This is a genomic window from Delftia sp. 11MD, from assembly GCF_050907895.1.
Lineage (GTDB): Bacteria > Pseudomonadota > Gammaproteobacteria > Burkholderiales > Burkholderiaceae_C > Comamonas > Comamonas tsuruhatensis.
Genome location: NZ_CP194333.1, coordinates 2,230,185 through 2,254,919 on the forward strand (window position 1 = coordinate 2,230,185; position 24,735 = coordinate 2,254,919).

Consider the following 24,735-nt stretch of genomic DNA (forward strand, 5'->3'; position numbering starts at 1 on the left):
TGCCCTGAAATTCACACCGGAATCACACCGGATTCACACGGGCTCAGTTCACCGCCTGGAGCGTGGCCCGGGGCTTCTGGTAGTCCTCGCGGATGAACTTCCCGTAGGTGCGAAAGACCATCTCCACATCTTCGTGGCCCAGTTGCTGGGCGACATACCACGGGTTGGCACCGGCGGTCAGGATCGAAGAAGCGTAGGTATGCCGCACCTGATAGGGGTTCCGGTATGGGATGCCGGAACGCTGCATGATGGGCATCCATGCGGTCTTGCGCACCTGGGCATCAGTTGTCCACGGCTCGAGCGTCCGAGGGTTGAGCCAAACCCGTGCGCCGCGGAGCATGCTGTAGGCCTTCTGTGTTCGCAGGGCCTCCATGGCCTCGAAGTTCAGGTCCACGCTGCGGATGCCTGCGGCCGTCTTTGGTGCCTTGAGCACACCCACGACCTGGTTTTGCTCGATCCGGGCCGTTTCCTTCTCCCAGTCTATGTGTCTCCATTCGAGGGCCTGCAGTTCGCCCGGCCTCAGACCAGTGTTGAACCAGAACTGAACCATCGGCCGCTCATCGTCTCTGCACGCCAGCAGGATCTGCTCCCGCTCCGCCTGAGTGAAGGGCTGGATCACATAGTCGCTTGCCTTGCTCGTCTGGCGGATGAGCTTGGTGAGCGCGAGCCGATCGAAGGGATTGAACTCGACTAGTCCGTCGTTCAGCGCATCTTCAAACACGCTGCGCAAGGGAATCAGCATGTTCCGGATAGCCTTGCTGGTGCAGTCCATCCCGCTGATCCACTCCCGGAGGGCGGAAGGGGTGACTTCATGGAGCTTGAGACCATGCCATCGCCGCATGCGCTCCCCGCTGATGCTTTTTTCGTAGCCACGGAATGTGGCTGGCGACATCTTCCCGTTCTCGACCTGCTTGCGGTACAGCTCCAATTGCTTCACCAACATCTCTTCCATCAGGCAGGAAAGCGGATCTGGCGCGCGGGCCTTCGCACTGGCCGGGAAGTACTCGGCATACACAAACGTGCCATCTGTGATTTTGCGCCGGATCTCAGCACGCAGGTTTGCTGCGTACTGGATGCTGCCCTTGTTGACCGGCCCAGGGGGTAGCAGTTCGCGGCATTGCTGCCCGTGCCACGAGAACGCGATCTGAATTCGAGCGCCCGTGGCCATTTCCCGGACTGTCACGCCTGCCGGAGTTGATGGAGCTGGTTTTTTATCCACTGATCTGCTTCCTTTACGTTTACATAGAGGTGTCTGCCCACGACGCCGCAATGCGTGCCATCCAGCCAAATGCCGGCGCGACGGCGGTTATGGACGGTCATCGGCGTGATGCCAGTCATTTCCTTGTATTTCGTGGCAAGCACCCAATCCGCGCCCTGGGATGGCACGGTATTTCCTGGGGCGCAAGGTTCTGTAACTGTGTGTTTCATGTAATCCACCGAATTTGGGGCTCAAAACGGGTTCTTTCCGCGCACCCTGGGTTGATTTATCCAAGTGAAATGTGGCGGCGTACCGGCATTGAGGTATTGAGTCCAGATCGTCTGTCCAGCGTGGCAACGTTCGTGCCGACCAGGCAAGACGCCAGCTGCGCAACACTGGGGACACGCAAAGTGATGGGTCAGGTAGGCTTTGTCAGCGGCCTCCCAGGAGTCGCGTGGTGTTGTCATGGCAGCTTGTACGCCCGGAAGTGCTCGCGCAGCCGAGCGAACACAGCCGGATGCATGAACAGTCCTTGCGGGGTCCGGAAGCAAGAAGGCAACTGGCTCTCCACGCGCACAGCGGCCCAGCGTCGGCGGCGCTTGGCGATTGGGTGCCGGCGCAGCTCCCAGGCCACATGCACGGTCACTGCATATGGAGTCTGGAATACCGGCACCCCGTTGAAGGTGCTGAACTGGTTGATGTTCATTGCGAGCCCAGAAATGAGAAACCCCGCTCAAAGGCGGGGCTGGTTGATGGGGAGTTGAGGTGGCCCAGGGGGCTCGGGCTCGAAGGCAACGCCGACCTGTCCGCGAAGCTGGCGCACAAGATCGTGGTCCAAAAGATCGACGGTCATCTTTTGCTCGGCGCCATGACATCGGACGCGGATGTGCAGAGACATGTCGTGTTCGTTCTCGCGCCAACACACGTCGTCTGCGCGCCTTCTGCAGACAGCGCAGCGGATCATCAGTCGCCCGTCGGGTTTGCGAAACATCGTCACGGCAGCCCCCACTCGGTGTTGTCAGGCCCGGAAGCCATATCGATGCCGATGAGCCTTGGGGCTGATCGCCGAATAGCGTCCAAGTCGGCCGACAGTTGCATTTCGGCCAAGTGCCGGGTGGCGGCCGCCTCAATGGTGCTGGCCACAGCCGCGCGGGCCTCGCGCTCCAGGCGTGGGAGAAAGTCGGCGCGCTGTGCTTGCAGCAGGCGCAGCCCGGCCAGTAGGTCTGGATGCAGCGCCAGGCAATCGTCTGCAGGGTCCAGGATTTCGTTACGGTCCCAGCAGATCACGTAGCACATGCCGCCGATCACGCGGTTGGTGAAGCCAGGCGCGCGATCCAGGAGGCTGTCAAGCACGTCGTAGAGGCGGCGCAGGTGCTTGCGGTCATCAGGATCGAAGTAGGTGGCGTCCTCGCCCCCATCCCATGGGCAGTACCCGCTGGAGAGGTCGTTCATCAGGGAGAGCAGTTCCCCGGCCGCGTCGATGTCGCGTTCGCTGGGCCTGGCGATCTTCATGCCGATCCTCCGGTGATGCCGTGCACTGCCTTGATCGCTGCATCGGCGCAATCCCAGACCTGGTGCTTTGGCTCCACGTCTTCGAGCGCGTGGCCGCACCGGTCCTCATGCTCGCGCATGACATCCCAGATCGCGCGGGCGACATCTGAGCGCAGTCGCAACCGTTCGTCATTGCTCAGCGGCAGCGGCTTGCGCGCCTCCAGCTCTTTTGCGAGAGCGATAGCACGGTCAGAAATGAGGCGCTGGGCCTCCAAGCTGCCTTGCAGGTGCTCGTTGTCGGCCTGCAGGCGCCCCAGCTCATCGACTGCATCCGAGGCCCAGGCGCGCAAGGTCTCTGGGTGCATGCAGGCGCGGTGCTCGCGGATGAGCGCGTCCGCCCGGGAGGGTGTTGGTGATGTGGTCACGGTCTCAGTCCTTGATCTGTGCGAGCTGCTGCTCGATGGCGGTGATTGCCGAGTTGTAGCCCTTGGCCCATGCGGGGGTATCTCGGGCCTTGCGCCGGATGTCTGCGATGCAGGCTTGCAGTACCTCGCGCTGGGCGGCGGCGATGGCGCGGCGCTGGTTCTTGCGAGCCTTGGGGCCCGGGGCGGGATCGCGCGGCCGCTGCAGCAGGCGCGCCGTGATCTCTCCCGCCGTGCCACGAAAGTGAGGCGCTGCGGTCACGGGGTCTGTCCTTTCTCGGCTTCCTGCTTCCGGTGCAGTTCGCGCAGGCCCTCTGCCGCATAGGTCAATGCGCGGGCGCTGCGCAGGGCGTTGCTGATGAGGGCCTCCGCTTCGCGCTTGAGGTCGCGGACGATATGGCGCTCGGGATGGTCGATGGTCACGCCTTCGCCGATGGCGGCCACTGCTGCCAGCGTTTCTACGGCCAGGTCAGCCAGGCTTTGCTGTGTCATGCAGGTCCTTTCTGCTGCGCCTGTGCGCGCTCTGGGTGGTAGAGAGCGATGCGAACGACCCATTTGCCGCCCATGGCCGAGTAGATTTCCCAGCCATGCCAGTCGGGCAAGATGATGTCCGTCCATCCCGTTTCGATGGGGTGCAGGTGCACCGACCCCCCATGCGTTGTGATTGACAGGCCGGGCACGCCGTCCACTTCCATGAGGCAGCCGACCGCCGTGCGCTTCGTGTTCATGCTCAGGTCAATCAGCACCACTGCGTCGCTCTGGTAGACGACGACGGCATGCGAAATCACTGCAGCTCCCTGCCGCTCAATGTGCAGCTTGGTCATGTGTCAGCTCTCCTTGTGCGCTGCGGGGCGCTCGCTGAGCCCGCTCCACTGCCAATCGCTCATCCCAAAAGGGCGGAGATGGCTTTTGTAGTGGTCCGGGCGCTCCTTGATGTCTCGATAGAGGGCCAGTTGGCTCCTGCTGTATTGCAGTGGCTCGCTGGCGGCTTTGCTTTCGCGCGCATGTAGGCGCCACCAGACGGCGTGCCAGTAGTAGCAGCGCGGCCACCCTTCGATAGCGGCGCGTGTGCTGGCATGGCTCATTGCTTCGCGCAGGTGCATGCTCAGGCCCCCTTGGCTGCTGCCTGGGCTGCGGTCCGTTGTGCGCGGACCGCGCCGATGAACCCCAGGTTCTTTCCGCACTTGCTGCAGATTGCATCGCAGGCGCGGGTTTCGAAGAACTGGGTGTGCTTGCACCATCGCTGGAGCAGCGACTGCGCGCAGAAGTAGATAGCGCTCGCGATCACGAACAGGAAGAACAGGGCCACGCCGATGGCGTCGTTTATGGTCCAGACGAACATCACGCACCGCCTTCCTTGGCCTGGGCTGCGGCCACGGTGTCGAGGTCCAGCGCGGACTGGTTCAGCACATGGAATTGCGTGCACTCCAAGTAGCCTGCCTGGGCCGCGCGCAGCAGCAGGGCATAGTCCACATCCGTCTCGTTGCAGTCTGCGAACTCTTCGACCGCGCGCTGAATCTCCAGCAGCTCGGCATGCGTGAAAGCATCCACTGCAGGCGCAGCAGGTGCTGCCTGTGGCGCGGCGTACAGCAGCGTGCCCACGGGCGGAACCTTGCCCTTCCAGAGAACCTGACCGTTGTAGCCATTCGACATGATCTCAGCCACCACAACGGATCCCGTATCCTGGGACTGATCCGATGCCGGGCTGAGAATCTGGCCGATGCGCTTGGAGGCGGGCTCAGCACGTACTACTGCACGGCCATCGCCCGTCACGGCCATGGCGCCGGCATCAGTTGCTCGGCAAACCTCGAAGCCGTGGCGCTCGGGAAGTGTTGCAGCGGCACGGATGTAGCAGAGCACATCGTCGGGCGTAGTAGGTGCTGCCTCCGGGCTCGGCCAGGGCGCGCCGATCCTCTCCAGCACGGCCTCGACCTTGGCCCGCGCCGCATCGCTGATCGCGTTCTCGCCGGCGCCCACATGCACCACGTCCACCGCCACGGCCTGCAGGGCCGCCAGCATTTCCGCATGCACTGGCTCATCAAGAACCTTCTGGGCCAGCAGCTCGAAATAGCGGCCCAGCCACTTCTTGAGGCGGTCCATCATGATCTGCGGGCCGTATGCCACCTCTTCGGGGTGCTGGCCATCGTGGGTCAGGATGCAGGGCACCCAGCCGCTCGGCAGACCCACGGGCGCAGCAGGTGTTGCCTGTGCACGCAGCACACGCGCCGCCCGGGATGGGCCGCTCAGAATCACGCCTTCCTCTGGCGGGGCATCGGGCAGGCTGTCAAGGAAATCCAGGATCTCTTCCAGCTTGTCCGCTTGCTCCTTGTGGAAGATGACGTGCAAGGTGTTGTCTTCCTTCGTCTCGCCCCAGTCCTCCACTGCCGTGTTCACGATGCGGGCCAGCTGCAGCAGGTTCTCGATGACCTGCGTTGCCATGGCCGATGGCGCAGCAGGTGCCTGGGGCGCTGCCGCGTGACGCGCGGATTCTTCGGCGACGATCTTTTCAAGCTCGGACCGGAACTCTGGCCCGGTGAGCGTGTGCTGATTGGAGAGCAGCCTGCGGAGCAGATGCAGCGCATCTTCACCCAGCCGAGGTGCCTGGGGCGCTGCTGCCAGCGCGGCGCGGTGCTGATTCACGGCGGCGACGATCAGTTCGCAGTCGGCCAGCTTGCGCCCCACGCCGTCGTGGTATTCGTCATCGCAGAGGATGCATGCATCGTAGGCCAGGCCCTGGCAGTCTGGCGCGGCCACGAAGCAGTCGCGCAACTCGCCATTCACCTCACGCTTGCGCACGAACCAGGGGCCAGGCGTTGCACCATCAGCCGGGGCTGCAGGCGCTTCCAGGGCGGGCGCTGCCTGGGCGGCGCGCATGTAGGCCAGAGGCATGCCCGGCCCCGTCGCAGCGTCCAGTGCGATGCATGCCACGTCGAAGTCCAGAAAGGGACGGCGCGCCAGCCCCAACAGCAGCGCCGCCAGGGAGTCGCGCGTCTTGTCCCAAGCCGGCCCGGCCAAAGCGGCTGGAGCTGTCGAAAGCGGGTGCATCGCCAGGTCTTCCGTGCCGTGGTTGATGGCGATGTCCACGGACTGAGGACCCTCCTCGATCTGCTGCAGGCATTGACTGCCGGCGCGGGCATGCTGGACCTCGGCAATGCGCACCATCGCGGCCCAGGCCTCGTGCAGTTCCTGGGTGTTGCAGCCGATGAAGGGGCGCAGCAGGGCGGTGCTGGGTTCGCGCGGGATCAGGATGTGGGTCATGGGTTGCTCCTGTCGATTTGCCAGTGGCTGGCGGTGGTGTTGATGACGTGGCCTGCGCGCTGCAGCAGCTCGCAGGTCTGGGGTGGGGTCGGGGTCATGGGGTGGAAACAGGAAAGCCCTCGCGGCATACCGGGAGGGCTTCGGGGGAGGGAGGGGAGGTATCAGGACAGCGCCCATGCGCTGTGCTCATGCCTCGGGGATCAGGTGGCGGGCGTCTCGTCCCAGGTGCGGCCGTCCAGCTGGCGGCCTGCGGCCTTCTTGCCGACCCGGTACATGGTCATGGCGCCGAGCGGGAATGCGTTCGGTTCGAGGAAATGGTGCACGCTGCCATCCAGGTGAATCACCGTGCTCTCTGTCGTGCACACGCGGCCATAGATGTCATCCAGGTTGGATTGGTCTTCGTGGGGCTTTGCGATCACGCGGGACCGCCACAGGGCGCGGTCCTCGCCTTCGCTCATCTGTGAGATTGGTCGCCACTCGCCCCACTGCTTGAACATGAAGGCCGTGCCCACGGCCTCGCACTGGTCGCGCAGGCTGAGCGCCCAGTCGGGATGCATGGGACGCGCACCGGGGCCGCTCTCGCCGCCGACGATCACCCAGTCCAGTTCCTCCAGAGCATTCGTGCCGTCTGCGATGTTGCTGGGGTTGGCGAACATGCCTTCAAACGACACGGGTCCCAGCAGGGGCTCCATCGAGAGAAAGCGCTTGGCGGCCGGCACGGCGAGCAGCTTGGGGATGTCGCGGTCGGCCTCGGCCTGGCTGGTGATCGTCGCGCCGATCCAGACATTGGGCAGCGGCATCATCTCCAGCAGCGACAGATCGTGGTCGTTGCCGTGGGCCAGCTCGGCCAGCATGGGCTGGACGTTGCAGATGCGCTTGGTGAGCAGCAGCCAGTCAAGGTTTGGCGTCTGGTGGATCAGGGTGAACAGGTCGGCGCGCCATTGCGGGTCCACAGCGTTGTCGAACACGTCCGCCAGCGATGCACAGAACACGCGCTGGCGGCGTCCATGCTGAGCCATGAATGCATCAGCCTGCGCGTTCCAGCGGCGCGGCATGGCCCAGGTGGCAGGGCTGGTGCGACGGCGCGGCGCGCCTGGGCCCCAGTTCACGGCCTGGCCGCCGGCAAACCGCGCATTGCGGGTCTCGGCATAGCAGTGGTCACAGCCCGGGCCCACCTTCTGGCAGCCTTCCCAGGGGTTGAACGTGTGGTCGGTCCATTCGATCTTGCTGTTCTCGGACATGAGTGCTCCTAAAAAAAATGGCCCTGCTGCTTTGTGCGGCTAGGGCCTGATTTCGGATTTATGATTTATTCGGGATCGATATGTGTGGTATCAAAATCTTTTGGAGTTGATATGGGGAACTACATACATAAATTCTCTGTTGTGCAAACTGAGAATGGACCAAGGCAAGTGCAAGTTGGCCGCTACAACGGAAGCAAATTCAAGGTGGTCACAGGCTACGATGTAATAAACGACCGCTTCCCTGTGCATGTCTATCTGACGCCTCCCAATGGAGAGGAATTTAAGTTCCCATCAGATGACATCTTTGGCGACTCTGTAGAAGACGCTTTCCGAAGAGGATTTCTGATGCTTGAGGGCTGGTTCGAAAATCCAATCGTTCGCTCTTCTTAAACTCGAGATGTATCAGGGAAGGGGCCGCGCGGCTCCTTCGCTCATGCATCGTTCAGTCGGGTGTGATCTGGAAGGGAGTGCGGTCCTTGCCGTTGATCCAGTTCGGCGGCTTGCCCCGGCCGGTCCAGGTGGCGCCGGTGGCGGGGTCGCGGTACTTCGGGGCGCCCACGCTTGCCCTTGGGCTTCGCGGCGGGGAACACATCGGCAGCGGTCAGGCTGTGCTCCTGGATCAGCGCGCGGGCCGCGGCGATGCCCTCGGCTTTGTGCTCGGCATGGGCCTGGGCGATCTGGGCGTCGAGTTCGGCCTTGCGGGCCAGCAGGTTCTGGTAGTCGGTCATGTCAGGGGTTCCTTTCTTGGACGGGGTGGTCAGTGGCCGCAGGGCAGGGCATCGCCGCGGTGATGGTCTTCGGGCAGTTCGGCGCCACAGCCGAAGCAGTGCGTGGGCTTCTGCTCGTCCCACCAGATGGCGCGGGCACGTTCGGCGGCGCGGCGCGCGGCTGGCAGATCGCGCTCGGAGCGCGTGGGCTGGTGTTCGGTGTCTTGGTTCATGCTGTTGAGGCTGGGGCCGCCGGCCGCATCCAGATGCTGGCGAGCACATCGGTGGCGCGCGGGCGGGAGGGGTTGCGGATGCGATAGCGGCGGTACTTGTCACATACGCAGGCGTTGCACTGGTCGGCCAGCCCGTCGGGGCTTTTGACCAGGGCGCGGAAGAAGCCCACGTCGGCGGGCCAGGGCTCGCCGCAGGTGGTGCAGACCTTTTCAGGTGGTGTGGCCATGGCGGGGGAGTTCGCAAAGGGCGCCCAAGATAGGCGCCCCCGCAATCAGTTGCGCGCGGTGTTCGGCGCGCCGTTGAGGATCTGCAGCTCGGTGGCGGCGGCGATCTTTTCGCGCAGGTCCTTCACGGCCTGCTCAACCACCTTGTGCGGACGGACCAGCTCCAACCACATGACGAGGTTGCCGCCGTCGATGCGGTAGCGGAAGCGCACATCCACACGCCACTTGTCGCCGTTCTCGAAGACGGGAATGCCCAGGCTGAACTGCTCGGGCACCTGCAGCTGGCCCTGGCGCGCGCTGCCCTGCACGTCTTCGTCATAGGTGAACTGGGTCGAGCCGTCCGACAGCCGTACGCTGCTCTTGAAGTCCACCTTCTTCTTGGCTTCCAGCGTGCGGCAGACCTCCAGCAACGTGGAGCCGTCCGGGCTGCCTGGTTCGCGCGCTGCCGGGTCGGCAGCGATGTAGACGACATCGACCAGGTTGCTCTCGATGAACTGCGCGAGATCGACCTGGCCCACCTTCTTGCCATCCATGCCTGTCCACGCCTTCCACTCCGGCGAGAGGGGAGCGTTGTAGCGAGCTTGGTGATCGCCCCAGCCACTGCCGAACGCGATGTGATTGAACACGGCAGTGAAGGTGGGCGGATCGATGGTGCTGAACAGACGAGTGGATTCACCCTTCTGGTCGTTGACCACGGCGATGAACGATTCGGCATCGTTCAACTGCACCGTGCCCTTCTTGCGGGTCGGGGCCGCGAGCGTGTAGCTCAGGTCTTCAGCGGTGAAGCCTTCGGGGAGCAGCACGATGGGTGCGCCGGCGCCGACAAAGCGCACGGCTTGATGGCTGGCTGCCTGGATTTCACGGCTGGCGGTTTCGGTCTTGGTGTCTTGCAGGTCCACGGGGTTCTCCTTGAGGGACTGGGTTGAGGAAATGGGAGTCAGCCGACGACGCGCAGGCCGGGCTGCTGCTCAGGGGCTGCGGCGGTTTGGCGCAGCTCCTTCTGGGCAATGGATTCCTGCGACACGTCGCGCACGCCATCCAGCGTTTGCTGGCGAGGATCGCTGCGCTGCAGGTTGTTGTCGGGGGTGGTGAAGAGGATGGTTCGGCCCTTCGTGGGCGCGGGCAGCTTGGTCTTCACATCGGTGTCCAGCTCCATCTGGCCGGCCTTGCCACCGATGGGTTTCATCTTGATGGTCAAGGTGAGCGAGCCGGCTTTGCCCGTTTCCGTGGTGGCGTGCACCAGGTCGTTCAGGGCCTCGGTGGCTTCCTCGCCCAGGAAGGGCGCGCTGTTTGCCAGGAAGTCGGCGAAGGCCTGGCGCCTGGATTTGAGGGTGGGATTGATGAGCTTGCTCACGGGATGCTCCTATCTGGTTGAGGCAAAAAAATGCCCACCAGGTGGTGGGCGTTGAGGGAGAGCAGGGGAGGGTCGGCTATATCGCGCCGCCTTCGGTGTCGTCGGCCGGCAGGTGCTGGATGGCGGGCACAGGGATCGCTGGCGCGCGCGGCGCGGGCCCGGCCAGGAATTCCTCACGCTTCTGGTAGAGCCGGTCGATCAGGGCGTCGGCCAGGCGCGGCAGGTCGCGGGCGTTCATCAGCACAGCGTTGCGGTCCTTCTCAAAGGGCACGCCCAGGGCTGCAAGGTTTGCCGCATTGAGCTGCAACACGGGCGCGAAGGCCGCGCAGATCTGCGAGAGGTTGAGCTTCTCGGGATTCGCCATGGTGATCAGTGGGCCTGTGCCTTGACCTGGGACTCGCGCATTGCCTGGTAGCCGGCGAGCATGGGTTCGAGCTGCTGACGCAGATCCACGCCGGGCTCCAGGTTCGCGCCGACGCTGGCCAGGGCGCAGCCCATGGCGTACAGGCCGCCATACAGGGCAAACGTGTTGCCGTTGCGCTGGCCATAGGCGCTCAGGATTTCGATGATCGGCTCAGCCACATGCGTCATGGCATGGGCGTGGTGGTTGGACGTGATCTCGTGGGTGACGCGCACGCCTTCGATGGGGTCTGTGAATTGGCTCATGAGCTGGTGCTCCAGGTTCAGAAAAGGGGTGCTCCGGAGATGGCGACCGCAGCAGCAAAACCGGCGGCCGAGAAGGCCGACCAGAGGAAAAAGCCGAGGAGTTTGGTCATGGGAACTCGCGTAGGCATTCCATCGATTGCGGGCCGGTCCACACGACTGCATGACCGGGCGGGCAGGCCTGGGCGGCACTGTGTGCGCGCTGCACGTCCGCTGCGCTGGGCACGGGGTCCTGGGCCGCGCCAGCATCGGCACATGCGCTGAGAGCCAGGGCCACCAGCAGGACAAGGCACAGCAGCAGCCAGCCACCATGCGTGGGCGCTGGGCCCGGCTCGGAAACAGGGCCAGGACGCGAGGCCTCGCGAAGGAAGCGCGCATCGGGATCGGGATTGAAGGGCTCGGAGGGGATCACTCGTTGCATTTGGGCTCTCCGGAAACAACAAATCCGCCAGGAGGCGGATTCGGGTTGGTGGCTGCTTGCCGCTGCAGGCGCTGGGCCTCCTGCTCGGCGATGAGGCGCTGTTCTTCACGCCAGTCGGCATAGGTCCGAGGCTCGTACTGGGCCTGGGCTCTGCCGCCGCGGCGGCGAATGAATTTCGATCTCATGGTGGATTCCAAAAAAGAGCCCGCCCCACATTGCTGCAGGGCGGGCCAATGCCGCGAGAGCGGCCCCACGAAACAAAAAGGCCCTGCAACTTGTGAAGCTGCAGGGCCTGGCTGGAAAGTGCCGATGCCGTGAAGGCGTGCCTGGGAAGTTGAGAGGGAGGGAGGAGGATGCCCAGGCTCGGCGTGGAAACTGATTGCGTCCACGATACCCTGCACACGGCCGGGCAAATGTGAACGGAGAGTAAAAGGTGCAGGGCTTCCACCTGCTGCGGCTGGTCAGGCCTCTGCGACCCCGTGGCCAGGGTATAGGTTGATGGTCCCCGCTACTTTCCCGGGGTGGTCAGATAGATCCCAGTGCACGCCGACTACGTACCTCCCGTGCACCAGGCACGGCCACGACGCTACCCGTGGTCATCTCTCGTCACCATCATTGAAGCGGGCCGGGCTTGATTCCGGCTCCCAGCAGCTTTCGAGGCCCTGCAGGTCTGGGGGTTGCAGGGCACCACCGCGTGTCCTCGCTGTTTCCAGCTTCGCCCGAGGGCTCCACGCCGCCGCTTCAATGATGGCCCCGGCTCTGCGCCGGGGAGTTGTCACGCACGGAAGTCTTCTGGCGTTGATGAAGCCTCGCGCGCCAGGCCGACCAGATCTCGCAGCAACCCGGTCTGCTCGCGCATCTGTGCCAGCATCTCGGCCAGCGCCGGCTGCGCAGCTGGCTGCTCTGCGGCTAAGTCCTCGCTCAGGGTCTGGGCCAGGCGGTGGACGATCTCGGCGTTGTAGGACCGGCCGCTGGTTGCCGCTTCTTCATGCACTCGCTGATGAAGGGCTTTCGGCAGCCGCAATCCTGTTTTGTGCCAGTCGTCCTGTGGGATGTTGGCTGCCATCCCCCATCACAGCGCCAGGCGCCGCTCCAGGTCCTGCAGGGCAGCGCAGTCCAGGCGCAGCTGGTTGGCCAGCTCGTTCAGCCGGCGCACCAGCGGCGTGGAGGATGCAGGTTCGGCTTCGTGCGCATTGCCTTCGGCTGAGATGCCGGCGGCCGACATCACGGGTTCCAGCCGGCCCGAGATGCGCCTGATGGTGTTCTTCAAGTCATCCATGCCTGCATCGACGTTGCTGAGCGCGGCTTCAACCTGGCTGACGGGTTGCGCCTGGGCAGCGGCGTGCAGGGCGCTGACTCCGCGGGCAGGGGCGGCGCCGAGATGGGCGAGGGAATTGGAATGGTTCACGGTGGTCTCTCCTGTGGTGGTGGCGGAAACAAAAGCGGCCTCTCTGGGAAGCCGCTTTTGTTTCGCCCCGATGCGCTCGGGGAGGGCGTTGCTCTGGGCTTTTCTTTTCTTGGCATCCCAGTTCATGCCTCACTCCCGTTTTCTTGACCCAGGAGGCGGTTCGCAGTGCAGTGGTAGCTCGCCTGCTGCCGGCTCAAGTCCGGCATACATGCGGCGCCATATCTCGTTCGCGTTGCCTGATCCCATCCAGGGGCAGAGCGCTACTAGCCTTCGCACCGGCAGGTTCAACATTCCATCCGCGCCATGCCCGCGGTGCCCTGTCTTTACCCAGCCGTGCTTGCTGCAAGAGCCAGAGCGCGCCGGTCGATGCCGTGGTGCCCAACTTCCCTGCCTGTCCGCATGTGCGGTGGCTGGTTACGTTGCGCCAATGATCACATAAGTTATTTTCTAAAGCAACACTAAAGTGATGTGCTGGAGTAAGATTTGCACACCATAGTGATTGCAAGGGGGCCGTGTAGGGGGTAGTGGGTTGGGCGTCCTTAGTGAAGACGGACTTCAAAGTAGGCCTCCTCCACAGCAATCCCCTGGAGTCCGGCTTGCTGGGCCGCTTCATAGGCCTTCTGCCAAGAGAGCGCCACTGGCTCGTTGGCCTTCCCGATTACGCCGCCCTCGGCCGCATCGTTGAAGAGCTTGTAGGCCCGTGTCATGGCCTCTTGGTTAGGGAAGCTTCGTTCAATCACCTTGGCGAAGCGGGCTTCGGCCTTGGCCTTGATGTCGTGCTCGATGCCGATGCAGTCTTGAAGGGTGACTCGGAACGAGGTGAGGGCGGAAGTGGTCATGTGCATCCTTGGTGCTGGTTAAAAACACAGTTCTAGTATGCATGATGACTGTATGCGTGTACAGTAATTTGTTACATGGTCCGCTAAACACCAGCAGGCGGCCATGAAAAAGCCCGCTCAAGGCGGGCAAAGGAAGACTATGACCAAGAGTGAGCAGTCTGCCCCTGAGGGGTCAGAAATTCTTATCAACCCCATCGATCCACGGATTCTGAGTGTTGGAGATGGGGCTGATGGCCGACCTATATGGGTAGCGGTAGACGCTGTAACGCAACGTGTGTACCGAGTTTACGCAAATGGGATCGCAACAGGGTTTGGCGATGGTGTATTGACTATAGCCGCTGCAACAAAATCTGGCACCAAGCAATTCGAGCAGAATACGTCCGGGATGAATATGGCCGTTACTGAGGGGGAAGGAGTCAGTAAATGCATAACTCTTTACGAGCTATCAGGCAAGACCGGTTGAGTTGTCTTCAATCAAAGCACTAATTCTAGGCGTGACGTTTTCGATATGCGGGAGAGATTTGTCAACTGCGGGCGCTTCTCTAATGACAAAACGAGTACCTTCAACCTTTCTCCTGGATAAATCAGAGAGCTTTCGTCGGAATTCCGTCTTGAACACCTCGACAAGTTCGCTGAGGCAATCCTCGGCAGACTCGTCAATGTAGAAGGTGGTGCATTTTGGGCATGCGTATAGTTTAAATTTTCCGCTCCTTGAAAATGTAGCAGATGAGTCGCAAAGAGGGCATGTGGTGTTCATGTGTTTTCAGATTATTCTCTAGCTTCAATGCTTCATAGTCCACCAAGCCAACACCTTGCCGGCAATGTTGATGCACTCAGATGCCTTGCGAAGATCAATTCGCTCTTCGTCGGGATAGTCCACGATGTTGTCGCTGCGAAGAACAAGGGTGCCGTCAGAAAGTATTAGGGCTTTTTTCAACAAAAGACGGTTGTAAACATCGATGACGTAAATGCCTTGTGCGTCAATGGTCCGCTGGCCCATATCCACAAACACCAAGTCTTCATCTTGAATCGTTGGTTTCATGCTGTGGCCATTGCCCGTCATGATCTTGATGCGCTCGGGGTTGACGGTCCCGATCTTCTTGCGCACCCAGCTTTCCAACACATCGAGATGCCGGACGATCTGCACGGCCTCATCCATGTGCGTGCCCGGGCCCATCGACGGCCGGACCGAGAGGTGCTGTAGGCGGACGTAGCCGGGCGGCGGGGTGTCATCGATAACCTGGATCACGTTCTCACCGTTTGAGGTGGTACTGGCGCTTCCCGGGTCCATGGTCTCGCCGCGCAGAAATTCGGGCGTGGTTTGCAAAGCGCGCGCGATGTCAATGATGCTAGCGCCGTAGCCACGGGTGTCGTTTTCGATATTGCCGATGGCGCCTTGCCCGCTGAGGCCTGCTTGCTTAGCGAGAGCGGCTTGGCTCATCCCCCGTTCTTTGCGAAGCCGCGCGAGGCGTTGTCCTGAGGTTTCCATATTCACATTGCATCACCACTGTGAATAACAATGGTGTTGATATTTCTGATCACTTGAGTGATGATGCTGGGCATGAATGCCCTTGATCAAGCCATCACACTTCTTGGCGGCGTCAGCAAGCTTGCGACCGCCCTTGGCGTAGCTCAGCCCGTTGTAAGCAACTGGCGCGCGCGTGGAACAAAGCCCGATCCCGCGCATTGCGTGGGCATTGAGCGCGCGACCCAGGGAGCCGTCTCCCGCCGAGACCTCCGCCCCAACGACTGGCAAGACATCTGGCCCGAGCTTGCGCAGCCTGCCGCCCAGGAGCAGGGCCATGCATAAGCCGTACCGCTGGGGCGACAAGGCCCCGCCCACCGTGCAGCGCCTGCGGGAACTGCGCAGGAAACGCGAGGCGGCCCTGCAGGCCAAGCGCGATCACCAACGGTTCGTGATCAGGCATCGCCTCATGCACGGGAGCGAGGAAGAGCGCGACCGAATCCTCAAGAGCATCCATGGCGATTCCTTCGGCGACTTCACCTGCTCCACCGTGCCGCCTGCAGCACCAAGTCCCCGCCGGCCTGTTTTGAGCTGGCTGCTGGGTTGGTCGCGCCTCAACTGCTGGCGTCCCAACTCCCCTCCACCTGTCTCCACATCCAAGGAGTAGTCCCGCATGCGTGACACCCACGAAACATTGAGCCGCGCGGAAGCCGCGGCGGCCAAGGCCGTGCTCGCCGCCCTGGCCAACCTGGACTACGACCAGGTCGAGCGCGTCCTGGCCCGTGTCCAGGATCAACTGGACGAAGACGCTGGCGCGCCGATGTTCGCGCGCGGCATTGCCGGGCCGTTGGGCAAGCTGGACATCCAGCTCAAGACCAAGGTGGACGAGTCCACGGCGGAGCAGTTCCGCCGCAACTGCGTGCTGAAGGGAACGGACACCTCCACGGTGCTGCGCGATGCCATCTATGTGATGACCTGGGAGCGCAGCTATCGGCAGATGGTGGCGGAGAAGTTGATGCATGAGGAGCAGTCTGCCAGCCGACTGCAATCGCTCATAGGACCCTTTGGGGCCCCCGAATTAGGAGGGTCCGCCCGATGAACGCGATCACTGCAATTTCCGCCGCCGTGCTGACGATGAGCAGCCGCGAGATCGCCGAGCTGACAGGCCGCGACCATGGCAACGTGATGCGCGACATCCGCACGTTGCTGGACGACTTGCAGGCTTCAGATTTGAAGCCTGTTTGCGAAACAACGACTTACGCCGGTGCCAACGGCCAGCGCTACCCGCAGTACGAACTGGACCGCGACACCTGCCTGACCCTGCTGCTGGGCTACGACGCCGTGGCGCGCATGAAGGTGGTGAAGCGGTGGCAGGAGCTGGAGGCTCAGGCCGCGCCAGCGGTGCCGCGCACGATGTCTCAGGCGCTGCGCTTGGCCGCTGAACAAGCCGAGCAGATCGAGCAGCAGCAGGCCGCCCTGGCACTGGCCGCGCCCAAGGCTGAATATGTGGACCGCTACGTGGCCGCCAACGGCGCGAAGGGCTTCCGTCAGGTGGCCAAGCTGCTGGGCGCGAACGAGCACGCATTCCGGGCCTGGCTGCAGGACGAAAAGATCATGTACCGCCTGGGCGGCGAGTGGACTGCGCACCAGTGCCACATCGATGCCGGCCGCTTTGTCGTGAAGACGGGTGTGGCCCAGGCCAACGAGCATGCCTTCAACACCACGAAGTTCACCCCCAAGGGCGTGAACTGGGTAGCCGGCCTGTGGGGCCAGCACCAAGCCCGCCTGGCGCAAGGGGAGCGTGCATGAACCTCGCTTCCATGCTGGACCGTCCAATTGCCTTCCAGCGCTCGTTCGTTCACCTTGGCGCTGGCATCACTGGCGCGCTGATGCTCTCCCAGGCTGTGTATTGGGCCAACCGTGGTTCTGACGACGATGGCTGGTTCTTCAAGACGCAGGTGGAGTGGGAGGATGAAACCGGCCTGAGCCGCACTGAGCAGGAGACCGCCCGCAAGAAGCTGCTGTCGCTGGGGCTCATGGAAGAGGCTCGCCGGGGTATCCCCGCCAAGCTGTATTTCCGAGTCAGCATCGATGCGCTGGTGAGCCAGTTGGAAGGCCTGGACACCCCCTGCAAACAAGATTGCAGGAATCCTGCAATCAAGGATGCTGGAACCCCGCAAACAGGTTCGCAGAAAACCCGCAAACAGGTTCGCGGGAAAGCTGCAAACAGGTCTGCAGGAAACCCGCAATCTAAACTAAGTAAGACTACAACAGAGACTACTTCAGAGACTACAGCAGAGAGTATTGCGCCGGGGGCTGAAGCCCCCCACGCTGCTGCTGAGCCGATGCGTGTGACGGCACCCAACGGGACCATCCACGAGATCCCTGCTGAGCTGCGCTACCCCGGTCCGGACACCAAGTCCCACAAGACCTGGATCGCATACGCCATTGCCTACGAGGGCCGGTATCGCAGCTGGCCCGTCTGGAACCAGACGGTGGGCGGCCAGATCTGCAACTTCATCGACCGTGTTGGCGCCGAGGTCGCCCCCCGCATCGCCGTGCACTACGTGCGCCGCGTGCAGGAAGACTTCATCGTCCGGGAGATGCACCCCGTCCGCCTGCTGCAGCAGAACGCTGAGAAGTGGGCAACGCAGTGCCAGACCGGCGTTGGGATGACCAGCACACAGGCCCGCCAAGCCGACCAGACCAGCGCGAACGCTGGCGCCATCGAAGAAGCCAAGCGGCTGATGCGCGAGCGTGCAGGCGCTGCCCAGGCCGCAGGCGCGGGTGCCGAACAAGGCCAGGGGGAGGTGATCGATGTCTGACCCCCACGCCACCGACTGGCTGCTGGAGGAGCTGGGCGCCACGATGGAGCTGAGCGGCCAGCAGGTCCGGCCTGCAGCGCTGCTGCTGCTGGCGGAAGATCTGGCCCACATCGACAAGCCTGTGCTGCGCCTGGCCCTTGCCCGCATCCGCGCCGAGCATCGCGGCCCGATCCTCACCGGCACCGTGCTGCAGTACGTGGACCACGCCATGGGCCGCATGCTGCCGGCCGAGGCCTACGCCCTGGCGCTGACCAGCGCAGACCAGCAGGCCACTGTGGTGTGGACCGATGAGATCGCCCAGGCCTGGGCCGTGGCCGCGCCGCTGCTGGATGCCGGCGACAAGTTCGGCGCCCGGCAGGCCTTCATCGAGGCCTACGGCAGGATAACCGGCGAGGCCCGTGCACTGCGCCGTCGTCCTGTGGTTCAGGTTAGCCTGGGGCACGACCCCGAAGCCCGCACGCGCGCCGTGCAGGAAGCCATCACGGCAGGCAGGCTGCCGGGCGGGCTGGAGGGCCTGACTGACGACCTGCGCGAGCAGCTGCAGCTGCCGGCCCCGCGCGCCGCCCTGGCGCTGCCGGCACCTGAGTCCATGCCCAGCGGCCCGAAGCGTGAGGTGCTGTCCAAGCTGGCCACCCTGCGCGAAGCCTTTGCACTCAAGGCCGCGCGTTTCACGCCCGTGCAGGTCCAGGCCCGCGCCGGCCGCATGCGCCTGAGTCAGGCCAAGCGCCGCGCTGCCGCCGCCGTGGCGCAGCACCAGCAGGGGAGCCAGCCATGAGCGCCATCCATTCCGCCGTGAGCCGCGACTACCTGCGGCTGCCCTACACCTACACGCTGGCACAGGAGCTATCGGCCAGCGAACGGCAGCCGCTGCACCAGCGCAAGCGCGAGCCCTTGGCTGCTGCAGTCCTGGCCGCAGTGCATGCCGTGGGCTACGCATCCCCGACCGTGCAGCACTGGCGCGACCTGGCCGACGCCACGAACCTGTCCGAAACGCTGCTGGGCATGGGCGTTTTCACCGAGCCCGAGGCCCAGAGCCTGTTTGCCGATGCGGTGGCCGCCGTGGTTGACCTGGGCCGCAAGCACGGCCATGGCCAGGAGATGCGCCTGAACGCAGTGCAACTGGGCCACCTGGTCGAGTTCGGCGAGGCCTACGGCCAGGTGCTGGAGGTGATCCCGGCCCGCACCTTCATCCGCGCGCACCGCGCCACCGAACGCCGCCTGCGCGAGCTGCTGGTCAACAGCCACGGCAGCGACACCCATGAATTCATCGTCGTCTGATAACCAATGGCAGCAACATCAAATCAATCTCAGCGGGGAAGCCGTGGCGCACCTCGTCAAGCTGGCTCAGCAACCCGGGTGGTGGGAGTACGTCAAGGCCAGGGCCAGGGAGCTGGACAGGGACGAGTCCCGGCTGTTCGTGGACATCGAGCAGCAGGTGGTGCAGCAGCTGCAGGCGCTCGCCTGGCGCCCGCCGCCCCGCGCGTGACGGTGCCGGCTGGCCACCAGGGTCCGATCACGGTGCTGGGCATGGACCCGGGCAAGCACACGGGCCTGGCCTGGATCGTTGACGGCCAGCTGCAGGGGCTGGAGGAAATCGAGCCCGCAGAAATTGCCCTGGTGCTGCAGGAGCGCCGGCCCACGCTGGTCATCTTCGAAGACAGCCGCGCCGCGCGCCGCACCTGGACAGCCAAGGGCAGCGACGGTGCCCGCAAGAAGATCGCCCGCAACGTCGGCGAGATCGACGCCTGGTGCAAGCTCATCGTTGGCCTGTGCGCGGCGCTGGGCATCCCATGCCACGGCATGCCGCCAAGCGCCAAGGCCGGCAGTGCCCACGGCGCCAAGATCGATGCCGCCACCTTCAGCCGCCTGACCGGCTGGGCTGGCCGCAGCAATCAGCACCAGCGTGACGCCGCAATGATCGCGTGGTCCTTCCGGAGGGCCCGGCCATGAAGCGCATCTACATCGCCGGCCCGATGTCGGGGCTGCCTGAGTTCAACTACCCGGCCTTCAACCGCGCCGCCGCCATGCTGCGCGCCCAGGGCCACCACGTCGAGAACCCGGCCGAGAACCCCGCGCCAGCGTGCGGGAGCTGGGCCGGCTACATGCGTCTGGCGCTGCCGCAGCTGTGCACCTGCGATGCCGTCCACCGGCTGCCGGGCTGGAAGCAGTCGCGCGGCGCCCGGTTGGAGAACTTTGTGGCGCGCGTGCTGGGTCTGGAGGTGCAGGACTTCGATGCCGGCGCAGGGGAGGGCGGCGCACATGCTTGATTTCCGCCCCGATCTTCCGCGCCGTGGCCAGCGCGGCCCCGTGCGCGCCGCGTCCCAACACCCGCCCCTGTGGCGGGGCGCCGCGATGCGTGAGCGCATCGAAGGCCCCGATGCCCTGGGCCGCTACCGCTTCTCCGCCTGGTCGGAAAACCGCTGCTGCCGTCTGGAGCAGTACGGCCCCACGCGTGTGTGCGTGATGGGCGACCACGGCTTCCTCGTGGATGTGGGCCTGGAGGGCGAAATCCGATGATCCAGAACCGGAGCATCTGGCCCAGCCGCGGCTTCGGCCGCCGGCCCGCCGCCGCACCAGCGCAAGACCGAGAGGAGCGCCTGGCGCAGCGCGCGGCCCGCGCCATGGACAGTGCACGCGCCACCGCCGGCATGGCGTGCACCAGCATTGTTGTGATGGGCGGGGCCAGCACGGGCTTGGTCGTGCCAAAGGCCGAGATCCTGGAATGCGAAGCCTACCGCCGCGCCGTCGCCGCGCTGCCCTGCATCTGGTGCGGCATCTGCGATTTCTCTCAGCATGCACACCTCAACCTCGGCAAGGGCTTCGCGCTCAAGACAGATGACCGCACTGGCTTCCCGCTGTGCTGCACGCGCCCCGACATCGAGGGATGCCACGTCGCATACGACCAATACCGCCTTGTTGACGGCGGCCGCGAAGCCCACCGCGACTACGGCCTCGAGTGGGGCCGCATCACCCGCCACACCATCCTCGAATCCGGCCAATGGCCACAACGCCTGCCACTCTGGAGCGAAACCGCATGAACCAAGCCACCAACAGCACCATCCACAAGACAGCCGGCGGCAACCCGGACACTGGCGCGGTCGAGGCCGTGCCCACGCTGACGCAGGTCTATGAGGCGATCCGCCAGTTGCACGAAGCAGGCGAGGAGCCGACGCGGGACCGGATCCACAAGATGACGGGCCTGAACCTCACCACAGTGGACGACCGCATCAAGGTGTTGCGCGGCGAGGGGATGATTTCGGCGGTGAAGCAGTGCTATCGCCCTGTGCACCAGCACGGGCCGGCGCGGGATGTAGTCATCGTTCACCTCAACGATGGGCGGACCTTGGTGGAGATTGGGGAGCATGTGTTGCATCTGGTCCGCCCCGAAGCCGCGCGCCTCGGTCAGGGACTGGCAGGCGTGGCGCTCGAGCACACGGCCCTGGCGCGCGTCACTGAACTGCAGGACCAACTGCTGGAGGAGGTGGCCAGACGTAGAGACCTGGAGCGCGAAGTGAAAGCGCTAAAAGCTCAGCGGCGTGTTGACGGACGTCAGGGTGATCTGCTCAGTGCGCTGTCGGGCCAAGCTGCAGCATAGGGTCAAGAAAAAGCCAGATGCGCGCGGGCTTTTTCGAGTCAAACGGCCCGCGCAGTCTGCAAGGCGGCCAGCACCTTGCGCTGGTCCAGGGCGCTGGCCGCCCCGGCCCTGAGCATGACCAACTGGCCGGTGCGCAGGTTGCGCGCCAGCGCGCCGATTTCGTGGCCGCGCTGCACTGTGCCCAGCATTTCCCAGCCCGGCAGCTCGGTCCATTGATAGTGGCGCCAGGGGCCACCGTGGTGCACCACCAGCTTGGCGCGCTGTGTCATGCCTGGCTGTACCAGCCGCAGCGCACCACCTCTTCGAGTTCCACGGGGGCGCCCTGCATCATGGGAGTGTCCAGCTCAACAAAGTAGCCGTAATCGTTGCTGTAGCTGGTTCCCTTGGCGGTGCCTATCAGCTTCCAGTCGCCGTAAAGGCTTTCCTGATGCACCAGGCCCTCGGCACCCCCAACGGGCACAGCCTGCAGCCCGCTGGGTGCGGCAGGTGTATTGGTTGCAGCGTATTGCACGCCGCTCATGCCCGGCTCGGTTTGCTCTGCGGCCCAGATATAGGAAATTGCGCTCATTGTGGTTCTCACTTGCCCCTCATTGACGGGAGGCGCCGCTGGCGGCGGTGTGCTGCCATGGGTTCAATACTATTGCGCAATGATTGCGCAGTCAATCCCCTTTTTCGTTGCTGCGCAAAATTCCCACGGCCGCATAGCACATGGCCATCAGCTCGGCGCTGGATGTGTGCGCGCTGTTGTCGCGCGAGATTGTGCGGATGCGGTCCAGGCGGCTGCGCGCGGTGGGCAGGCCGTTGCGCGTCATCTCATCGGCCAGCGCGGTGGCGTCGATTCCTGCGGCGCGTGCCAGCTGCAGGATTGCCGCCGCCAGATCCCCCAGCGCTGGCACAGTGGTGCGAGTGTCGGGCCAAGGGTGACCCGCACGGCGTGGCAGTACGCGCTCCAACAACTGGCCGTCCCTCTCCAGCACCACCTCGGTGCGCTCATCCTCGGTGTTTGTGTCGCGGGCGGCTCGGTCCCAGGCAGCCACAGCCATGGGCGCCCAATCGGTTTGGCAATACAGAGTGTTGCCCTGGTAGATGCGCCACTCAGCCATGGGCCTGCTCCCGGGCTTTCCAGGTCATGCGGCGGCGGTAGGCGATGGCCTCGCGCACCTCATTCTTTGCCGTTCGCACGATGTCTGGGCGGTTGGCCCAGATCCAGTCCTCGATCTTGCGGCGCGCCGATTCCGCGCTCTCGAAATACGGGCGAGCGGCCCAGGCCTGGCGCCACAGCAGCCGGTCGGCGGATTTTCGCAAGTCCAGCGGGCCGCCAAAGATGGGCTTGCCCCGCGCAAAGCCTATGGGCGGCTGGCCGTCCCAGTAGCTGTTTTGGGCGGTGCATGTGGGTTCGCCGTGCAGGTAGACATTGACCTGCCCAGGCGGCTGCAGGCCCTCGCGCACAAAGTCGTGCGTTGGGTCCAGCCATGCCAACCAGCGGCCATAGCGCGTGCGCTGCACTTGGCCGAACGAGGCCACGAAGGCGCGCACCTCGGCATCAAATTCTTGGTCTTCGGTTTGCATCATCCATCTCCTGTGGTACTGCCTATGCGGCAGAAAAGCTACCTGTTCGGTAGTGGAGAGTGCGGAGCCCGCTGATGGAGCACCATGACTGCGGTATTTCCTAAGCTGCCTATTCGGCAGTCGGCACCTATCTGGATGGCACCACTATAGCAGTCAGGCAATGAAGAATTCGCCGGGGTTGATTTCGCTGGCCATGCGGCCATCTTCCAGCCTGGCCCATTTGGCATCCCAGGCCTTGCCGTTGCCGATCGTGCCGCGCTGGGCGTTGACCAGGTTCCACTGGCGGGCGGCGTGGATTTCTTCGGCCACGCGGGTGCCGCTGAAGGTGACGCTTTGGCCGCTGGCCAGGGTGGCGGCGGTCTTGGCGATGATCTGGCCGTTGCTGATGATGTAGGACATGGTTTCTTCCCCCTGATGCGTTCGACCTAGGCGGCCGAGACTTCCCGGATCTGCCGGGCCAGTGGCCGCTTGCTGCTGCCATGGGAAGAATATTAATGCGCAATGATTGCGCAGTCAACGTCTTTTTTTCAGGAGCCAATCAGGCCGCGTTTTCCTGCTCCACTTCCCAGCCCAGGCAGGCCAGGGCGACGGTGCGGGGCACGGGCTTCTCGCCGGTCAGGTAGTACAGCAGCATGCGGCGAGAGATACCCAGGGCCTCGGCTGCAGCGGTCTGCGTGAGGCCATTGCGCCGCATCCAATCCGTGATTTCTTCGGCTGTGTGGGCGGTGGGTGGTTTGGCTGTCATGCCGGAATTCTATGCGCAACTGTTGCGCAAAGTGGCGCGTCGCGCGGCGCGCCCCGGCTAGGGTTCGACGGCCCTAGGCCATGCCGGAACACTTCCGGCCATGGCCCAACGTCCTGCCGGCAAGTCCGAGCCTCCTAAGAAACCAGTCCCCAAGAAGCCTGCAGCCGTGAAGAAGGTCGCAGACACTGCCGTTCCTGCGAAGCGCCCAGCGGCCAAGAAGCCGCCGAGCGCGACCGCGAAACCCGCATTGAAGAAGGCCCCGTCAAAAAAGGCCGCCCGCACCAAGAGCACGGATGCCCAGGCGCTGACCGCGAGGGAGTCGAAGTTCATCGATGAATTCCTGGTGGACCTGAATGGAACCCAAGCGGCGATACGAGCCGGCTACAGCGCCAAGACGGCTCGGCAGATCGCCTCTGAGAACCTGTCAAAACCTCACATCCAAGTCGCGATTGCGGAAGCCCGAAAGCAGCAGCAGGAGCGCACGCAGATCACTGCCGACGCCATGCTGCAGCAGGCTTGGCTGATCGCCACAGCCGATGCACGCGAACTGATCGAGACCAAGGTCGCATGCTGCCGCCATTGCTGGGGGGAGAACTTCCGCTACCAGCGCACCGTCAGCGAGATGAACCAGGCACGCGAGTCATGGCGTGCTGAAGGCAAGGCGCCCGAGGATTTCGATGAAGAAGGCGGCATCGGTTTCAACCCCCACCGGCCGCCGCACCCGGACTGCACTGCATGCGTTGGGGATGGATATGCACGCGAGGTCATCAAGGACACCCGCTACCTGAGCCCAGCCGCTGCCCAGTTGTATGCCGGCGTGAAGCGTACGAAAGATGGCCTGCAGGTCCTGACGCACAGCAAGGAGGCCTTCGCAGAAAAAATCTGGAAGTACCTGGGCATGTACGAGAGGGACAACCAGCAGAAGTCAGACCCGCTGGCCGCGCTGCTGCATCGCATCTCCAAGGAGAACGGCAACGGCTTCGCGCCCATTGCAGATGACCCGGAGCGCACAGGCCCCCGCGCGGGCTCCACGCTGCAGGTTAAGCAAGACCCGACGGACGAGGAGGATTGAGGCT

45 protein-coding genes and 1 pseudogene are annotated in these 24,735 nt (G+C 63.9%); 15 read left to right on the top strand and 31 right to left on the bottom strand.

Annotated features, from left to right (window positions below):
* Positions 1–43: 43 nt before the first annotated feature.
* The 24 genes and pseudogenes from ACRSCF_RS09870 to ACRSCF_RS09985 form a co-directional block, all read right to left on the bottom strand.
* The gene (locus ACRSCF_RS09870; protein WP_016454361.1) at positions 44–1,168 is read right to left on the bottom strand and encodes a site-specific integrase; all 1,125 of its coding nucleotides are present in this window, start codon (positions 1,166–1,168) and stop codon (positions 44–46) included.
* 11 nt (positions 1,169–1,179) lie between these two features.
* Positions 1,180–1,428 (bottom strand): hypothetical protein, encoded by a 249-nt coding sequence (locus ACRSCF_RS09875; RefSeq protein ID WP_034363741.1) that lies wholly within the window; start codon positions 1,426–1,428, stop codon positions 1,180–1,182.
* Positions 1,429–1,661: 233 nt separating this feature from the next.
* Positions 1,662–1,904 carry a hypothetical protein gene (locus ACRSCF_RS09880; protein ID WP_016454360.1) on the bottom strand — a complete coding sequence of 81 codons (243 nt, stop codon included), beginning with the start codon at positions 1,902–1,904 and terminating at the stop codon, positions 1,662–1,664.
* A gap of 287 nt (positions 1,905–2,191) precedes the next feature.
* A complete protein-coding gene (locus ACRSCF_RS09885; RefSeq protein WP_432675636.1) occupies positions 2,192–2,710 on the bottom strand; it encodes a hypothetical protein in 519 nt (172 codons plus the stop codon).
* Complete coding sequence (locus ACRSCF_RS09890) at positions 2,707–3,114, bottom strand: hypothetical protein (RefSeq protein WP_432675638.1); 408 nt, start codon at positions 3,112–3,114, stop codon at positions 2,707–2,709. Before ACRSCF_RS09890 ends, ACRSCF_RS09885 begins: the two co-directional genes overlap by 4 nt.
* Before the next feature lie 4 nt (positions 3,115–3,118).
* Positions 3,119–3,373, bottom strand: coding sequence for a hypothetical protein (locus tag ACRSCF_RS09895; protein ID WP_034363709.1), 255 nt, complete (start codon positions 3,371–3,373; stop codon positions 3,119–3,121).
* On the bottom strand, positions 3,370–3,603 hold the full coding sequence (locus ACRSCF_RS09900) for a hypothetical protein (RefSeq protein WP_034363712.1): 234 nt from the start codon (positions 3,601–3,603) through the stop codon (positions 3,370–3,372). The genes ACRSCF_RS09895 and ACRSCF_RS09900 overlap by 4 nt, the downstream gene beginning before the upstream one ends.
* A complete protein-coding gene (locus tag ACRSCF_RS09905) occupies positions 3,600–3,935 on the bottom strand; it encodes a hypothetical protein (RefSeq protein ID WP_034363714.1) in 336 nt (111 codons plus the stop codon). Before ACRSCF_RS09905 ends, ACRSCF_RS09900 begins: the two co-directional genes overlap by 4 nt.
* A 3-nt stretch (positions 3,936–3,938) precedes the next feature.
* Positions 3,939–4,214: a hypothetical protein gene (locus ACRSCF_RS09910; protein ID WP_034363717.1), complete on the bottom strand. Its 276-nt coding sequence runs from the start codon at positions 4,212–4,214 to the stop codon at positions 3,939–3,941.
* A gap of 2 nt (positions 4,215–4,216) precedes the next feature.
* A complete protein-coding gene (locus ACRSCF_RS09915; protein ID WP_034363719.1) occupies positions 4,217–4,453 on the bottom strand; it encodes a hypothetical protein in 237 nt (78 codons plus the stop codon).
* Positions 4,453–6,369, bottom strand: coding sequence for a hypothetical protein (locus ACRSCF_RS09920; RefSeq protein ID WP_034363721.1), 1,917 nt, complete (start codon positions 6,367–6,369; stop codon positions 4,453–4,455). The genes ACRSCF_RS09915 and ACRSCF_RS09920 overlap by 1 nt, the downstream gene beginning before the upstream one ends.
* A gap of 200 nt (positions 6,370–6,569) precedes the next feature.
* On the bottom strand, positions 6,570–7,610 hold the full coding sequence (locus ACRSCF_RS09925; RefSeq protein WP_432675641.1) for a phage Gp37/Gp68 family protein: 1,041 nt from the start codon (positions 7,608–7,610) through the stop codon (positions 6,570–6,572).
* 442 nt (positions 7,611–8,052) lie between these two features.
* A pseudogene (locus ACRSCF_RS09930) lies at positions 8,053–8,338 on the bottom strand (H-NS family nucleoid-associated regulatory protein).
* Between the two features lie 29 nt (positions 8,339–8,367).
* The gene (locus ACRSCF_RS09935; protein WP_432675643.1) at positions 8,368–8,550 is read right to left on the bottom strand and encodes a hypothetical protein; all 183 of its coding nucleotides are present in this window, start codon (positions 8,548–8,550) and stop codon (positions 8,368–8,370) included.
* Positions 8,547–8,777: a hypothetical protein gene (locus ACRSCF_RS09940; protein ID WP_432675645.1), complete on the bottom strand. Its 231-nt coding sequence runs from the start codon at positions 8,775–8,777 to the stop codon at positions 8,547–8,549. Before ACRSCF_RS09940 ends, ACRSCF_RS09935 begins: the two co-directional genes overlap by 4 nt.
* Positions 8,778–8,822: 45 nt before the next feature.
* Positions 8,823–9,674 carry a YfdQ family protein gene (locus ACRSCF_RS09945; protein ID WP_324623070.1) on the bottom strand — a complete coding sequence of 284 codons (852 nt, stop codon included), beginning with the start codon at positions 9,672–9,674 and terminating at the stop codon, positions 8,823–8,825.
* A 38-nt stretch (positions 9,675–9,712) separates the two neighbouring features.
* On the bottom strand, positions 9,713–10,129 hold the full coding sequence (locus ACRSCF_RS09950; protein WP_034369364.1) for a hypothetical protein: 417 nt from the start codon (positions 10,127–10,129) through the stop codon (positions 9,713–9,715).
* A 76-nt stretch (positions 10,130–10,205) separates the two neighbouring features.
* Complete coding sequence (locus ACRSCF_RS09955) at positions 10,206–10,493, bottom strand: hypothetical protein (RefSeq protein ID WP_272206841.1); 288 nt, start codon at positions 10,491–10,493, stop codon at positions 10,206–10,208.
* Between the two features lie 5 nt (positions 10,494–10,498).
* Positions 10,499–10,795 (bottom strand): hypothetical protein, encoded by a 297-nt coding sequence (locus ACRSCF_RS09960; RefSeq protein WP_272206840.1) that lies wholly within the window; start codon positions 10,793–10,795, stop codon positions 10,499–10,501.
* 106 nt (positions 10,796–10,901) lie between these two features.
* Positions 10,902–11,213 (bottom strand): hypothetical protein, encoded by a 312-nt coding sequence (locus ACRSCF_RS09965; protein WP_047475203.1) that lies wholly within the window; start codon positions 11,211–11,213, stop codon positions 10,902–10,904.
* On the bottom strand, positions 11,201–11,398 hold the full coding sequence (locus ACRSCF_RS09970; protein WP_158528252.1) for a hypothetical protein: 198 nt from the start codon (positions 11,396–11,398) through the stop codon (positions 11,201–11,203). Before ACRSCF_RS09970 ends, ACRSCF_RS09965 begins: the two co-directional genes overlap by 13 nt.
* Positions 11,399–11,988: 590 nt before the next feature.
* Complete coding sequence (locus tag ACRSCF_RS09975) at positions 11,989–12,279, bottom strand: Arc family DNA-binding protein (protein WP_082254138.1); 291 nt, start codon at positions 12,277–12,279, stop codon at positions 11,989–11,991.
* Between the two features lie 6 nt (positions 12,280–12,285).
* A complete protein-coding gene (locus ACRSCF_RS09980) occupies positions 12,286–12,621 on the bottom strand; it encodes a hypothetical protein (protein ID WP_324623075.1) in 336 nt (111 codons plus the stop codon).
* 539 nt (positions 12,622–13,160) lie between these two features.
* Complete coding sequence (locus ACRSCF_RS09985) at positions 13,161–13,460, bottom strand: hypothetical protein (protein WP_034364730.1); 300 nt, start codon at positions 13,458–13,460, stop codon at positions 13,161–13,163.
* A 103-nt stretch (positions 13,461–13,563) separates the two neighbouring features.
* Between ACRSCF_RS09985 and ACRSCF_RS09990 the strand changes: the two genes are divergently transcribed.
* A complete protein-coding gene (locus ACRSCF_RS09990; protein WP_126313204.1) occupies positions 13,564–13,923 on the top strand; it encodes a hypothetical protein in 360 nt (119 codons plus the stop codon).
* A 318-nt stretch (positions 13,924–14,241) separates the two neighbouring features.
* On the opposite strand, the gene ACRSCF_RS09995 is transcribed toward ACRSCF_RS09990, so the two are convergent.
* Positions 14,242–14,949: an XRE family transcriptional regulator gene (locus ACRSCF_RS09995; RefSeq protein ID WP_082254137.1), complete on the bottom strand. Its 708-nt coding sequence runs from the start codon at positions 14,947–14,949 to the stop codon at positions 14,242–14,244.
* Positions 14,950–15,021: 72 nt separating this feature from the next.
* Between ACRSCF_RS09995 and ACRSCF_RS10000 the strand changes: the two genes are divergently transcribed.
* From ACRSCF_RS10000 to ACRSCF_RS10060, 13 genes are read left to right on the top strand one after another with little or no spacing between them, the layout of a single operon-like run.
* A complete protein-coding gene (locus ACRSCF_RS10000) occupies positions 15,022–15,270 on the top strand; it encodes a transcriptional regulator (protein WP_126313202.1) in 249 nt (82 codons plus the stop codon).
* A complete protein-coding gene (locus ACRSCF_RS10005) occupies positions 15,263–15,592 on the top strand; it encodes a hypothetical protein (RefSeq protein ID WP_034364657.1) in 330 nt (109 codons plus the stop codon). The genes ACRSCF_RS10000 and ACRSCF_RS10005 overlap by 8 nt, the downstream gene beginning before the upstream one ends.
* 6 nt (positions 15,593–15,598) lie before the next feature.
* Positions 15,599–16,024, top strand: coding sequence for a hypothetical protein (locus ACRSCF_RS10010; protein WP_432675650.1), 426 nt, complete (start codon positions 15,599–15,601; stop codon positions 16,022–16,024).
* A complete protein-coding gene (locus ACRSCF_RS10015) occupies positions 16,021–16,734 on the top strand; it encodes a phage antirepressor KilAC domain-containing protein (RefSeq protein ID WP_034364725.1) in 714 nt (237 codons plus the stop codon). The genes ACRSCF_RS10010 and ACRSCF_RS10015 overlap by 4 nt, the downstream gene beginning before the upstream one ends.
* The gene (locus ACRSCF_RS10020) at positions 16,731–17,750 is read left to right on the top strand and encodes a hypothetical protein (RefSeq protein ID WP_016454790.1); all 1,020 of its coding nucleotides are present in this window, start codon (positions 16,731–16,733) and stop codon (positions 17,748–17,750) included. Before ACRSCF_RS10015 ends, ACRSCF_RS10020 begins: the two co-directional genes overlap by 4 nt.
* Entirely contained in the window at positions 17,743–18,525 is a 783-nt protein-coding gene (locus ACRSCF_RS10025; protein WP_016454791.1) for a hypothetical protein, read from the top strand. The genes ACRSCF_RS10020 and ACRSCF_RS10025 overlap by 8 nt, the downstream gene beginning before the upstream one ends.
* A complete protein-coding gene (locus ACRSCF_RS10030; RefSeq protein WP_432675652.1) occupies positions 18,522–19,028 on the top strand; it encodes a hypothetical protein in 507 nt (168 codons plus the stop codon). Before ACRSCF_RS10025 ends, ACRSCF_RS10030 begins: the two co-directional genes overlap by 4 nt.
* Positions 19,029–19,071: 43 nt before the next feature.
* Complete coding sequence (locus tag ACRSCF_RS10035) at positions 19,072–19,236, top strand: hypothetical protein (protein WP_180319365.1); 165 nt, start codon at positions 19,072–19,074, stop codon at positions 19,234–19,236.
* The gene (locus ACRSCF_RS10040) at positions 19,233–19,700 is read left to right on the top strand and encodes a hypothetical protein (RefSeq protein WP_432675654.1); all 468 of its coding nucleotides are present in this window, start codon (positions 19,233–19,235) and stop codon (positions 19,698–19,700) included. Before ACRSCF_RS10035 ends, ACRSCF_RS10040 begins: the two co-directional genes overlap by 4 nt.
* Positions 19,697–20,017 (top strand): DUF4406 domain-containing protein, encoded by a 321-nt coding sequence (locus ACRSCF_RS10045; RefSeq protein WP_432675656.1) that lies wholly within the window; start codon positions 19,697–19,699, stop codon positions 20,015–20,017. The genes ACRSCF_RS10040 and ACRSCF_RS10045 overlap by 4 nt, the downstream gene beginning before the upstream one ends.
* Positions 20,010–20,267: a hypothetical protein gene (locus tag ACRSCF_RS10050; protein ID WP_289241618.1), complete on the top strand. Its 258-nt coding sequence runs from the start codon at positions 20,010–20,012 to the stop codon at positions 20,265–20,267. Before ACRSCF_RS10045 ends, ACRSCF_RS10050 begins: the two co-directional genes overlap by 8 nt.
* The gene (locus tag ACRSCF_RS10055) at positions 20,264–20,788 is read left to right on the top strand and encodes a hypothetical protein (protein ID WP_432675659.1); all 525 of its coding nucleotides are present in this window, start codon (positions 20,264–20,266) and stop codon (positions 20,786–20,788) included. The genes ACRSCF_RS10050 and ACRSCF_RS10055 overlap by 4 nt, the downstream gene beginning before the upstream one ends.
* The gene (locus ACRSCF_RS10060; protein ID WP_432675661.1) at positions 20,785–21,345 is read left to right on the top strand and encodes a hypothetical protein; all 561 of its coding nucleotides are present in this window, start codon (positions 20,785–20,787) and stop codon (positions 21,343–21,345) included. Before ACRSCF_RS10055 ends, ACRSCF_RS10060 begins: the two co-directional genes overlap by 4 nt.
* 38 nt (positions 21,346–21,383) lie before the next feature.
* Here ACRSCF_RS10060 and ACRSCF_RS10065 read toward each other — a convergent pair whose 3' ends face one another.
* The 6 genes from ACRSCF_RS10065 to ACRSCF_RS10090 form a co-directional block, all read right to left on the bottom strand.
* Positions 21,384–21,614 carry a hypothetical protein gene (locus tag ACRSCF_RS10065; RefSeq protein WP_203400660.1) on the bottom strand — a complete coding sequence of 77 codons (231 nt, stop codon included), beginning with the start codon at positions 21,612–21,614 and terminating at the stop codon, positions 21,384–21,386.
* Positions 21,611–21,913, bottom strand: coding sequence for a hypothetical protein (locus tag ACRSCF_RS10070; protein ID WP_034364644.1), 303 nt, complete (start codon positions 21,911–21,913; stop codon positions 21,611–21,613). Before ACRSCF_RS10070 ends, ACRSCF_RS10065 begins: the two co-directional genes overlap by 4 nt.
* Before the next feature lie 91 nt (positions 21,914–22,004).
* Positions 22,005–22,448, bottom strand: a complete 444-nt coding sequence (locus tag ACRSCF_RS10075) for a hypothetical protein (RefSeq protein WP_432675663.1) — start codon at positions 22,446–22,448, stop codon at positions 22,005–22,007.
* Positions 22,441–22,914 carry a hypothetical protein gene (locus ACRSCF_RS10080; protein ID WP_289241613.1) on the bottom strand — a complete coding sequence of 158 codons (474 nt, stop codon included), beginning with the start codon at positions 22,912–22,914 and terminating at the stop codon, positions 22,441–22,443. The genes ACRSCF_RS10075 and ACRSCF_RS10080 overlap by 8 nt, the downstream gene beginning before the upstream one ends.
* Before the next feature lie 153 nt (positions 22,915–23,067).
* The gene (locus ACRSCF_RS10085) at positions 23,068–23,313 is read right to left on the bottom strand and encodes a hypothetical protein (protein WP_432675665.1); all 246 of its coding nucleotides are present in this window, start codon (positions 23,311–23,313) and stop codon (positions 23,068–23,070) included.
* A gap of 139 nt (positions 23,314–23,452) precedes the next feature.
* Complete coding sequence (locus ACRSCF_RS10090; protein ID WP_082254135.1) at positions 23,453–23,659, bottom strand: helix-turn-helix domain-containing protein; 207 nt, start codon at positions 23,657–23,659, stop codon at positions 23,453–23,455.
* 166 nt (positions 23,660–23,825) lie between these two features.
* Between ACRSCF_RS10090 and ACRSCF_RS10095 the strand changes: the two genes are divergently transcribed.
* Positions 23,826–24,731 (top strand): terminase small subunit, encoded by a 906-nt coding sequence (locus tag ACRSCF_RS10095; RefSeq protein WP_432675667.1) that lies wholly within the window; start codon positions 23,826–23,828, stop codon positions 24,729–24,731.
* Positions 24,732–24,735 lie beyond the last annotated feature (4 nt).